We start from the raw sequence: 11,780 nt of genomic DNA, 5'->3' as shown, positions 1-11,780 counted from the left end.
ACTATCTAACCCATTTTCCCTCTGACTTTTTTATACAATTTTGCCGATACGAGAAGCAATATATATTTCAATTTATTTTTCCTTGTAACATTTGAATTAGGAACAACATCTTTGAAATATTGAATGTATTCTTTTCTAATTTTATTAACTTCAGCATACATATCTGAACTAAGCATAGCATGTACAATATGCAGACCATTAAAAACATAGCGAACATTCAAAGCTCTTCTCATATCCCTATCACCTGAATAGTCTCGTTCAACATAACTTCTATTCCATTCCATTGCCTTGTAAAAATCTAAGAGACGATTACTATACTTAGAATTTACAATACTTCCTGGTCTTCGATAGTATTTATAAAGGTTTAGATCACTAACAGCAATATTTTCACAGGAAGCAATATGTTCATAGGCAATAGCTAAATCTTCATATATCATTCCATTAGGATATGGAAACCTTAATAAGATTTCTTTCTTATATAGTTTACCACCTGAATGTGTCCCAACATAATTTCCATAAAACATTTGTTTTAAAGCTGTTTGGCGATCTAATTTTCCAGAATATTTATCTCTGAAATCTCCTAGGAAATCACTATTTGTATAGTTTCTAACTTCAATCACAGGAGTAGCTACAAGATCAACTCTATACTTATCTCTGAGTTCTACTAAATATTCAATGGCTCTATGGTCATAATAGTCATCTGAATCAATGAAAACAATCCAATCTGTTGAAGATTCTTTGACTCCAGTATTGCGGGCATTAGATAGTCCCCCATTTTCAATGTGCAGAACTTTTATCCTGTCATCTTCTCGAGCATATTGGTCACAAATTTCTCCAGAACTATCCGTTGAACCATCATCTACTAGGATAATTTCAATATTTTTATATGTTTGTTGTCTTAGACTTTCTACACAATAACTCAAACAGTTCTCGACATTGTACACTGGTACAACAATAGAAATCTGATCCATTATGATAATCCTTCCAAAATGATATCAACAATACGCTCACAAGCTTTTCCATCTCCATATGGATTACTTGCTTTACTCATCTTGCTGTACTCTGTTTCATCTTCTAGAAGCAATTTGAAATTAGTATAAATATTTTCTTCTTCTGTTCCTACTAATTTCAAGGTTCCTGCAGCAATCCCCTCTGGACGTTCTGTTGTATCACGCATTACCAATACTGGTTTTCCTAAAGAAGGTGCTTCTTCTTGTACACCACCAGAATCTGTTAATATCATGTAGCTTTGATTCATAAAATTATGGAAATCAATGACTTCTAGAGGTTCAATGATTTGCATCCGTTCATTGTTACCAAACACTTTACTTGCTAGCTCACGAACCTTGGGATTCTTATGAATAGGATATACGACTTTAACATCTTCAAACTCATTTAGGATACGATTAACTGCATTAAACATATTTTCCATGGGTTGGCCAAGATTTTCACGTCTATGGGCTGTTAGCATGATTAGTTTACTGTCCTTAGCCCACTCTAAAATAGGATGATCATAATGATCTTGAACAGTTGTCTTCAAAGCGTCGATGACAGTATTCCCAGTAACATAGATATTCTCTCTTCCCTCTTTTAGAAGATTCTCTTTAGCCACTTCGGTTGGAGCAAAATTGAAATCCGCAATAATTGAAGTAGTCTGACGATTGAATTCTTCAGGAAATGGGCTTTGAAGATTATAAGTTCTCAATCCTGCCTCTACATGTCCAACTTTAATTCCCATGTAAAATGCAGCTAAAGCTGTCGCAAAAGTGGTTGTAGTATCCCCGTGAACAAGAACAATATCTGGTTTTTCCTGCTCTAAAACTGCTTGAATTTTATCTAAAATACTTGTCGTGATTGTAAATAGTGTTTGATTTGCTTTCATAATTCCTAAGTCATAATCAGGAACAACTTTAAAGACATCTAGAACTTGCTCTAACATTTCTTTATGTTGACCAGTTACACACACAAGTGTTTTAATTGAATCATTTTTCTTCAGTTCATTCACTAAGGGACACATTTTTATTGCTTCTGGACGCGTCCCAAAAACTAACATTACTTTTTTCATTTCGAATCCCCCATTAGTTTTTGATAAAATTTACGATAATTCTCTAAAAATAAAGGATAACTAAACTTCTCTTCATAATCTTTTTTAGCTTGATGAGCTAACCTAGTTCTAAGAGTTGAGTCAGTCGCCAGACTCTCAATAGCAGAAGCTAAGGCCCTAGCATCTTTAGCAGGAACCAAGATCCCATTTTCATTTGTAACAACTTCGTTTAATCCCGGTATATCCGTGGCAACTAAGGTTTTGCTATTCATAAATGCCTCAATGGCAACTAGGCCAAATCCTTCAAATACTGAAGGCAAAACACAAAAATCAAAACTATTGATACATTCTACTATATCCTTGCGATATCCTAAAAAAGATACTTTATCTTCCAGATTTAGTTCTTTAACCTTGTTTTCTAGTTCGGCTCTAAGCTCTCCATCCCCAACGATAAATAAACGAAGTTTTTCATCTGAAATCAAAGAAATCGCATCAAGCAGATAAGTCAAACCTTTTTGTTTAGATAATCTTGCAATACAGCCTAGCTTGATTCCATCAAACTTCATAATCTCATCAACTTGTCTATCTGACTGTTTCAAGATCACTCCGTTATAGATAACAGTGCTGTCTGTCACTCCCACATCATCTTTCAAATTTTTATTAACTGCTTGACCAACTGCAATACTATAGGCATTTTTCAGTGAAAATCTATATAAAGGCAACTTATCTTTAAAGACATTATGAGCAGTGTAAACATGGACTAGCTTGGGATTTATCAGTTTTAATAAACGAATATAAAAAGCTGCCATACGATGATGCGTATGAACCAGAGTAATCTTATTTGTCTTAATAATTTGATAAATAGTAAGAAGCAACTTCAAAACAGTAAGAGGATTTTTGCTGTCTATATCGTGAATTTTATGATGGATAATTCCTTGGGCATCTAATTTTGGTTCCCAAAGGCCTCCTGTAGAAGCAACATGTACACTATCAAATTCATCTTGCAAATCAGAACTCAACTGATACACGATTCTCTCAGCACCACCAATATCCATCGTTCGTGAAATATGTAAAATATTATTTTTTCGTTTTTCGTTTCTCATCTAAAACTCGCTTAATAAAGGTAACATTCCCTACAAAGTATCGTTTAAAGAGACGCTTTGGTTCATTAGCAACTCGGAATAACCACTCCAAGTTTGATTTTTGCATCCAAAGTGGAGCACGTTGAATGTGACCAGACAGTACGTCAAAGCTACCACCTACACCCATAAAAATAGAATTCACTCCATTATCCATAAATTTTTGGATGATGTATTCTTTTTTAGGTGAAGTAATTCCAACAAATACAAAGTCGGGATTCTTTTCACGAATATCTTCCTGAATATCTTGCTCATCTTCCTCAGAAAAATAACCATTACGATGTCCAACAACTCGTAGATTTGGATACTCTTCTTTGAAATTTTGTAACATATCTTGCAAAACTTCTTCTTTAGCACCAAAGAAATACACTGAATAAGATTTCTCATCGGCTAATTTTAATAATCTTTGCATTAAATCAATTCCAGCAACTCGTTCTGGAACTTGGTAGCCCAAAAATCGAGAGGCTAGAACGACTGATGCACCATCTGCATTGATGATTTCAGAATCATTAACTATCTTTTTAATGACTTCATCTGATTGACATTGGTTAATCTTATCAGCGTTTACGCCCATTAAATGAAGAGGGCGTTGTTCAATGACAAAATTCTCAACCGCCTGTACTGTTTCATCCATTGTTAAAGGGTCAATCCTGACCCCCATTAAATCAAAACTATTCAAATTAATCTCCCCATGTAGACTCGAAATGACCCTTACGTTCTGCTTCTTCGGGTAACTTCATGTAATCACCGTATATTTTTGTTAAATATTCATCTGGGTTTGCATGGCAACTGATTTCCAAGTTCTCAAACTCTAATAATTGTGGTTCACCGAATACTTCTTTTCTAGCAAGTTCACGTTCTCTGTAGGAACCTAATACATTACCTACTATTGAACTAGTTTCAAAATCATATTGTTTAATTAGATTTTGTAATTTGTTGTTAATAGTGGCTGTCTTTAGAAGTTTATTTAATTTTAAAACTTTTGATATACTCACAATTGCATTTTCAAAACTTCCCCTATCTCTGTCATGTAGACGATCGATTACAGAAATTTTAGAAAGTGCACGATAGAATTTAATTTTGTTTGTATGAATAAAATAATGGAAACGATCATCTGGATAACCATCCAGAGGGAAAATATCTATGAATGGACTACATAGTTCATCTCCAAATGGAATTTGTAAAGATGTATCCATAATAGAGGTATTCCCTAAATTATCATCGTGAAGCCTCAAGATAACATGTTCTGGAAGTTCCTTTTTACAAATAGATAAAAATTTTTCATAATCTTTTCGAGGCATCCCTAAATCCATATCATCATCCCAAGGAATAAATCCTTTATGACGAATTGCTCCTAGCAATGTTCCTCCCAAAGCATAATATCTTAAATCATGTTTACTACAAATAGCAATATAACTTTTCAATAAAGATAATTCTCCTAGTTGAATTTCCCTCACTTTATTCATAATTTTACTTCGCTCCATCCCTCATAAATACAACTTTAACTGTTTTTAGTAGAATTTCAATATCTTTCCAAATTGTCCAATCGTCTATATAAGCTACATCTAATTTAACAACTTCATCAAAATTCTTAATCTCACTTCTACCACTAACTTGCCAAAGTCCAGTGATACCTGGTTTAAAACTCAATCGACGTTTTTGTTCAGGTGTGTATGTCTCATATTCATCAACTGTTGGCGGTCTTGTTCCAACTAGACTCATATCCCCTTTCAAAACATTCCAAAATTGAGGGAGTTCATCCAAGCTAGTTTTACGGATAAAGCGCCCAATGTTTGTGATGCGAGGATCATTATCCATCTTAAACATACCACCCTGCATAGTATTTTTCTCCAACAATTCTCTCTTTTTATCCTCAGCATCAATACACATTGATCTAAATTTATAAAAAGTAAAATGTCGGCCGTTTTTTCCAATACGAGTCTGGGCAAAAATAGCAGGTCCACCATCTTTTCTAATAGCTGGTACTAGAACTATACTGACTAAGCCACAAATCATTAAACCAAAAATAGAACCAATAATATCTATGACACGCTTAGCAATGACATGACTATTTTTATAAAATTTCGTCGAAAAAGTAATGACATTTAGACCAGCCATCCCACGGATTTTCTTGTCACGCCCTAGATTATGGTCAAAAGCATTTAGATTAACTGTTACATCAATTCCCATCGTTTCAAAACGAGAAATAAATTCACCAATATCATATTCTTCACTAGGAAGATTGATAAACACCTCGTCCACAACTTCGTGAGTTGCAAAATTTAAAATATCTTCGACTGGTACGACTGTAATAGTATCATGTTGGAAATTAGGTTTATCTAATACACTAACTGCCACCAGTTCTCCAAAGAAATCACCAGCATCAAGTAATTTATCCATCACTTTCTCAACTCTAGATGTTGCTGTAATCAAGAATAGTTTTTTACTCCATTTCAAATTAGGAAATATTCGTTTCGAATAATACTTGATACAAATATTGACTAGATACATTAGAATCGAGTGTAAGGTTAAGAAATACACCATGCCTCGTCTCGAGATGCTAAAGCGTTCTTCTAAAAAGAAATTAGAAAGACTAATTGCCAAAGCAAAGAAAATGATATATTTTGTCAAGTGAACAAATTCAATCAAATTTCCTCGTCTAAAAAAATCTTGACCGTAATCGCTAAAATAAAATACGATGTAGTGGAGAATATATAGGACAATCATTGTTGTTGAAAGAATATCTGTCTCTTTAACAAAACTAAGAGAATACCCCAGTAACACTACTATAAAACTCTGGATTACTGCCAGAGATATTTTTATCCCCTTCTCTTCCATAACTACTTCCTTAGTCTATCCCTTATTTTTTACCGTAAGAACCATACTCACCGTAAGAACCATATTTTTCAGCTGAAGTATTGAATTTATTTAATACAACTCCTAAGAATGGTTTATTCGTTTGTTCCAATTGATCTTTAGCCTTCTGAACATCTTTTCTGTTAGCCTCTCCTGCTGCAGTAACTAAAACAGATGCATCACATTTTTGTGTGATAATAACTGCATCGATAACGATGCCAATAGGCGCTGTATCAACAATAATATAATCAAAATATTTGCGAAGTGTATCAATCATAGTACTGAAGTTCTCACTTTGCAATAAAGCAGTTGGGTTGGGTGAGATAGACCCAGCTTGAACCACAAATAGATTTTCAACATTGGTATCACATAAGCCATGAGATAAATCTGTTGTTCCAGATAAAAACTCTGTCAATCCAGTAATTTTTTCACGTGATTTGAAGACACCTGACATGACAGAATTCCGAATATCAGCATCTACTAACAAGGTCTTATAGCCTGCACGCGCGAATGCCCAAGCAATATTTGTAGAAGTCGTTGACTTTCCTTCACCCGGTTTTACAGAGGTAATAGAAATCACTTGTAAATTATTTCCACTCAATTGTATATTTGTACGCAAGGCATTATAGTATTCTTCCGCTTTTTTGGCCAGATCTAATTTTTTCTGTGCTATTTCTAATGTCGGCATATCTCTCTCCTATTTCAATTTATCCAAATTTGGAACAACTCCCAACAATGCGATTTGCATAACATCTTCAATATCCTCTGGACGCTTCACTCGTGTATCAACCAGTTCAACAATAAGAACAGCGATAACCATAAATACTGTTCCTCCAAGTAGTCCAATAATAGTATTTCTACGAATATTTGGAGAAGATGGTGCTGTAGCGGGACGAGCTTCTTCAAGTGTTGTGACATCAGAAACTCGTGTGATACTGATAATCTTTTCAGCGGCTACTTCTCTCAATGAGTTAGCAATACGACTAGCTTCCTCAGGGACTCTATCATTAACTGAAATAGAAACGATACGGGTATCAACTGGTACGGTTACCCTGACTTTATTAGCCAAATCTTTTGGCGATAGATCTAATTTTAAATTAGACGTAACCTTTTCCAAAACATCTTGAGACAAAATAATTTCACGGTAGTCCTTAACCAAGTATGATCCAGCTTGCAAGTCTTGGTTTGTCAAACCAGGCTTATCCCCCTGATTACGGTTGACTACATAAATCCGTGTAGTACTAGTGAACTCCGGTTTAACGATAAACGCACTATAGGCAAAAGCTAAGGCTCCAGCTACAATTGCTACCAATGCAATTAGAATTTTTCGTTTCCAAAGAATTTTAAGCAGGTGAAATACATCGATTTCCATAGTATTTTGTTCTTTCATATTTTCTCCTAAATTATTTGATCCATTATAATTTTCCTAGGGTTCTCTACAAATAGTTCTTCCGCCTTATCTCTACCATACTTTTTAGAAATAATCTGATAAGCATCCTCCATATAGGGAGGTCTACTATCTAAGTTATGCATATCACTTGCAATGATATGAACTAAGTCTCTCTCCAAAAAATACTGAGCTCTCTTTTTCATAAATTTATAAGTTTCACCAAAGAGCTTAGGTTTTAGAACATGAGAACTATTTATTTGTGTATAGCACCCCATATCAATCAGTTCCCGAACACGTTTTTCATTATTTTCCAATGCATCATAACGTTCAATATGAGCAATCACCGGGGTAATCCCTAGCATCAAAACATTGCTTAACCCTTTATGAATATCCCGATAGGGTGTATTCATACTAAATTCAATCAAAGCATAACGACTATCATTAAGAGTAGGAATGCGCTTGTTTTCAAGTTTTTCTAGAACATCTGGAGTATAGTATATCTCTGCTCCATAAGCAATGACAAGATCATCTGCCACTTCTTTAGCAATCTCACGAACCTTTAAAAAATTCGTCGCTATTTTTTCTTCTGGAGTCTCAAACATCCCTTTTCGACGATGGGAAGTCGAAACAATCATCCGAACCCCTTGATTATAAGCTTCTCTTAAAAGGGCTTTACTATCTTCTATAGTCTTTGGGCCGTCATCTACATCAAAGACAATGTGAGAGTGGATATCAATCATATCATCTTCCCTCCATCACATCTTGTATCGCACTTTTAGCAGCTGCTAAACTACTATCATCGATTTCCATCATATAGAGGTTACTATCTGGCATAGCATAAGAAGGAAGTCCCATTTGACCTGTACCTTTGAGGTCTTGAGAGTTAACTTTATAACTACCACCACTCTCCAATTGAGTATTAACCAAATCTATCATCGTTTCGATAGGCATATTTGTTTGAAGGGAATCTTGCAAACCTTGAAGAATATCACTATAATTTTTCAATGCTTCGGTAGAAGTTAATTTCTGAATGATTGCGACAATCACCTTTTGTTGATTACGACCACGGTCACGATCCCCATCAGCTAAAGAGTAGCGTTCACGAACAAAACCAAGAGCTTGTTCAGAATCTAAATGAACATTTCCTACTGGGAAATGGAACTTCCCGTGACGAGATGTAAATTCCTGATCATTGTACACATCTACACCACCTAAAAGGTCAATCAATTTCAAGAACGAAGTGAAGTTCAGACGAACATAGTAGTTAATATCAACTCCATAAAGATTTTCCAAAGTATGAATAGAGGAGTCTACTCCATAAATACCTGCATGGGTCAACTTATCTTTTTGGTTGTTGCCACCATCAGCAATTGGAACATAGGAATCACGAGGTGTTGTTGTTAATAGAATCTTTTTGGTTTCACGATTCACTGTCATAATGATGTTGACATCTGAACGAGAAACCGAACTAATTGGCCCGTAAGTGTCAATACCACTCACATAGACATTAAAGGATTGGTTCTTAGAAACTTTAGGAGCAGCTACTTCCTTGGTGATATTTTTAGTGTAGATTTTCCTAATTTTTGATGCATAATCAGGGTATTCAGATTCTATAATATTTTCAAAGACGCTATTTAAGACAATCGCCTTTGTTTCACCTGATATCAAACTCTTATAAGCTGCAAGGTATGAAGTGCTTTGTTCAACTGTCAATTCTTTGCTCTGACTAGTTTTGATATCAGCTATCAGTTTTTGAATATTATCATTATCTGTATCAGTTGGTCCTGTAACACTATCTAGTTGCGTGATATTCTGAACGTCACTGTCTTTCAGAACAACAACACTCATTGAGTACTCTGAGTAATTTGACGTAGAATTGATATGACTAGTAAAGTCGACAAATTGTTGCAGTGCAAAGAAAGAAACGGAACTCACTAAAATAGCTAGTGTTAAAAAGAAAATCGTAAACTTTTCTGCTTTTCTATAGATTATCAAAAGCAGACTCGCTAAAGCGACCAAAATCACTACGGTTACCGTTATAACATTCAGGTATCTAAACGCCAATATATTATGTCTAAAAATCAAAAACAGCAAAAAACCACTCAATAATACATAAATGGTTAATAAGGCTATATTAACACTACGCTTAACTTTCCCCGAACGGGCTCTTTTTGAACGTTTATTCATAGTTTTCCCCTATATGTTAATTATCAGAATTATTATATCACAATCATGAAATAATTTCCATTTATTCCTTTTTTTATCAGCGTTTTCATCGCTTTTTCTTTACTAAAACCACTTGAAAATTAGCCTCTTATACAAAAAACAAGGATACTGATATCAAAGTATCCTTGTTCTTATTTTTATTTGATATGAGTTTCAAATTCTTTTTGGCTTTTTTCAATAGCCTTCTTACTTTCTTCTTCCCACTTAGCCTTAGCTTCATCAAATTGTTTCTTGGTAACAGGGTCTTTTTGAAGTTTCATGTACTTGTAGTTATTTCCATCACCTTTGATGCCCACTAGAGAGTAAGCACGTGTAAATGGAGTTACTTTGGTGACAGAGGCTGTACCACCACTTGACATCGTAGACATGATTAGTGAATTATCAATCATCCAAGCTTGTGCTTCAGCATATTTTTCATAACGCTTAGCAACATCTTTGTTTTCCGCATCTGCCTCTTTTAAAAGTTTCGTATAGGTATCGAGACCTAAACTCTTAATCAGTTCTTGATCTTCCTTAGCATCCAAACCAAAAATCTTGAGATAGAAACCATCTTCTGCATTAAATGGATCAAGATAAGTTGACGGATCTTGGTAATCACCCACCCAACCATCAAAGTTTAAATCGTAATCACGAGACGCTGGATTCGGAGCAAGAAATGCAACATTGCTGAAATCATCCGTAGATAATTGTTGAACATCAACCACAATATTGTCATCCCCAAATACAGTCTCCAAGGTCTGTTTAACCGAATTCATACCAGAAACCGCGTTTTTATTGGTTTGATCAACAGGAACATCAATATGAATAGGGAAGGTCACCCCTTTTGATTCCAATTCCTTTTTAGCTTCCGCAAATTTTGCTTGGGCCTTTTCCTTGTTGAAGTATCCGTCTTGGGCATCCGCCAAGTTAATGCCTGACCATTCTGTTCCATACTGAACAAGTTTAGAAGAAACCACTTCTCCGAAGCTCTTATCCCTCACCTGCACAAATGTAGGGGGAACAAGAGTATTACGAAGTGTCTTGCTTGCTGCTTCTTGCCCGTTAGATTGAGCAGAATAGGCCGTGCGATCGATAGCAAAGTTAATCGCTTGACGGAAATTTTTATTTAAAATCGCTTTTTGAGTTGATTTCTTTTGTTCATCTGTTGTTTTAGCTGTATGGTTATAAGCTTTTCGGTTAACATTAAAGTTAAAGTACCAAGATGTCTTGTCTTGTAAGCTATAAACAATATTGTCTTGATATTTTTCTTTTATCTTGGCATAGTTAGAGCTGTTTGGATAAACTCCTGCCAGAGAATAGGCACCACTTTCAAAATTTCGAATAGTCATCTCTTGATCAGAACCATCAAAATAAGCCAGTTTAACTTTTTCAATGGTTACTTTATCATGATCATAATAGTGTGGATTCTTCACATACTCGATCGAAGATTTTGATGTGAAATCTTTTAACAAGTAAGGTCCGTTGTAAAGAATACTACTTGGCGTCAAGGTACCAAATTCTTTTTCCTTTGACTTCAAAAACTCTTCATTTACTGGAAAAAGAATACTGTTAGTTGTCTTAGAATTCCAATAAGGCTCTGGTCTTGTCAAAGTGTACTCAACTGTGTAGTCATCCAAAGCTTTGACACCAACAGTAGAGAAATCATTTGTCACACCAGTCACATAGTCATTCAATCCCTTGATAGAATTTTGAATGAGATCCATGGCTTGCCCCTTGTTATCCGAAGCATATTTGATTCCAGTAACAAAGTCCTGTGCTTTTACTGGAGCATATTCTTCTCCATCAGCTGTATACCACTTGGCATCTTTTCTGAGTTTATAGGTATAAGTCAAACCATCTGCCGAAACAGTCCAATCCTCCGCTAGAGCTGGTGTCAGATTACCATAGCTATCATTTTCTAGCAAACCATCCACAAGATTAGTAATTATAGATGTATTATCTGCATAATAATCTAAAAGATAATTAAAAGTTGTTGGATTTCCACTAAAAGTTGACGAATACGTCTTTGTATCTGTGTTAGATTGCCCACAAGCTGAGAGTAAAATCCCTGTAGCTAGGACAAGACCAGTTCCGATAAGTCTTTTTTTCATTGTCATCACCCACTCCTTTATGTCACTTTTTATAA

The 11,780-nt window shown here is 35.1% G+C and carries 11 protein-coding genes; all 11 read right to left on the bottom strand.

Annotation, left to right across the window (positions count from 1 at the left end; all coding sequences use genetic code 11):
• Positions 1–5 precede the first annotated feature (5 nt).
• Complete coding sequence (locus tag MK482_RS02150; protein WP_268717841.1) at positions 6–971, bottom strand: glycosyltransferase family 2 protein; 966 nt, start codon at positions 969–971, stop codon at positions 6–8.
• Positions 971–2,065, bottom strand: coding sequence for a non-hydrolyzing UDP-N-acetylglucosamine 2-epimerase (gene wecB, locus MK482_RS02145; protein ID WP_268717840.1), 1,095 nt, complete (start codon positions 2,063–2,065; stop codon positions 971–973). Before wecB ends, MK482_RS02150 begins: the two co-directional genes overlap by 1 nt.
• Positions 2,062–3,147: a glycosyltransferase family 4 protein gene (locus tag MK482_RS02140; protein WP_125446899.1), complete on the bottom strand. Its 1,086-nt coding sequence runs from the start codon at positions 3,145–3,147 to the stop codon at positions 2,062–2,064. The genes wecB and MK482_RS02140 overlap by 4 nt, the downstream gene beginning before the upstream one ends.
• Entirely contained in the window at positions 3,122–3,844 is a 723-nt protein-coding gene (locus MK482_RS02135) for a WecB/TagA/CpsF family glycosyltransferase (protein ID WP_237447111.1), read from the bottom strand. The genes MK482_RS02140 and MK482_RS02135 overlap by 26 nt, the downstream gene beginning before the upstream one ends.
• A 19-nt stretch (positions 3,845–3,863) precedes the next feature.
• Complete coding sequence (locus MK482_RS02130; protein WP_326845870.1) at positions 3,864–4,649, bottom strand: LicD family protein; 786 nt, start codon at positions 4,647–4,649, stop codon at positions 3,864–3,866.
• A 4-nt stretch (positions 4,650–4,653) separates the two neighbouring features.
• Entirely contained in the window at positions 4,654–6,021 is a 1,368-nt protein-coding gene (locus tag MK482_RS02125; RefSeq protein ID WP_268717838.1) for a sugar transferase, read from the bottom strand.
• 22 nt (positions 6,022–6,043) lie between these two features.
• Positions 6,044–6,727 carry a tyrosine-protein kinase gene (locus MK482_RS02120; protein WP_268717837.1) on the bottom strand — a complete coding sequence of 228 codons (684 nt, stop codon included), beginning with the start codon at positions 6,725–6,727 and terminating at the stop codon, positions 6,044–6,046.
• A 9-nt stretch (positions 6,728–6,736) separates the two neighbouring features.
• On the bottom strand, positions 6,737–7,429 hold the full coding sequence (gene cpsC / locus MK482_RS02115; RefSeq protein WP_268717836.1) for a capsular polysaccharide biosynthesis protein CpsC: 693 nt from the start codon (positions 7,427–7,429) through the stop codon (positions 6,737–6,739).
• Positions 7,430–7,437: 8 nt separating this feature from the next.
• On the bottom strand, positions 7,438–8,169 hold the full coding sequence (gene cps4B / locus MK482_RS02110) for a capsular polysaccharide biosynthesis protein Cps4B (RefSeq protein ID WP_268717835.1): 732 nt from the start codon (positions 8,167–8,169) through the stop codon (positions 7,438–7,440).
• A gap of 1 nt (position 8,170) precedes the next feature.
• Positions 8,171–9,616: an LCP family protein gene (locus MK482_RS02105; protein WP_268717834.1), complete on the bottom strand. Its 1,446-nt coding sequence runs from the start codon at positions 9,614–9,616 to the stop codon at positions 8,171–8,173.
• 176 nt (positions 9,617–9,792) lie between these two features.
• The gene (locus tag MK482_RS02100) at positions 9,793–11,754 is read right to left on the bottom strand and encodes a peptide ABC transporter substrate-binding protein (protein WP_268717833.1); all 1,962 of its coding nucleotides are present in this window, start codon (positions 11,752–11,754) and stop codon (positions 9,793–9,795) included.
• Positions 11,755–11,780: the final 26 nt, after the last annotated feature.

The organism is Streptococcus mitis, assembly GCF_026782865.1.
Lineage (GTDB): Bacteria > Bacillota > Bacilli > Lactobacillales > Streptococcaceae > Streptococcus > Streptococcus mitis_CG.
The sequence above is the reverse complement of the archived record's forward strand: the minus strand, read 5'-3'. Positions and strand labels throughout refer to the sequence as shown.

Excerpts from the sequence above, each read along its gene's own strand:
- wecB (WP_268717840.1), bottom strand. The coding sequence starts at position 2,065 with ATGAAAAAAGTAATGTTAGTTTTTGGGACGCGTCCAGAAGCAATAAAA.
- MK482_RS02140 (WP_125446899.1), bottom strand. The coding sequence starts at position 3,147 with ATGAGAAACGAAAAACGAAAAAATAATATTTTACATATTTCACGAACG.
- MK482_RS02135 (WP_237447111.1), bottom strand. The coding sequence starts at position 3,844 with ATGGGGGTCAGGATTGACCCTTTAACAATGGATGAAACAGTACAGGCG.
- cps4B (WP_268717835.1), bottom strand. The coding sequence starts at position 8,169 with ATGATTGATATCCACTCTCACATTGTCTTTGATGTAGATGACGGCCCA.
- MK482_RS02120 (WP_268717837.1), bottom strand. The coding sequence starts at position 6,727 with ATGCCGACATTAGAAATAGCACAGAAAAAATTAGATCTGGCCAAAAAA.
- cpsC (WP_268717836.1), bottom strand. The coding sequence starts at position 7,429 with ATGAAAGAACAAAATACTATGGAAATCGATGTATTTCACCTGCTTAAA.
- MK482_RS02125 (WP_268717838.1), bottom strand. The coding sequence starts at position 6,021 with ATGGAAGAGAAGGGGATAAAAATATCTCTGGCAGTAATCCAGAGTTTT.
- MK482_RS02130 (WP_326845870.1), bottom strand. The coding sequence starts at position 4,649 with ATGAATAAAGTGAGGGAAATTCAACTAGGAGAATTATCTTTATTGAAA.
- MK482_RS02105 (WP_268717834.1), bottom strand. The coding sequence starts at position 9,616 with ATGAATAAACGTTCAAAAAGAGCCCGTTCGGGGAAAGTTAAGCGTAGT.
- MK482_RS02150 (WP_268717841.1), bottom strand. The coding sequence starts at position 971 with ATGGATCAGATTTCTATTGTTGTACCAGTGTACAATGTCGAGAACTGT.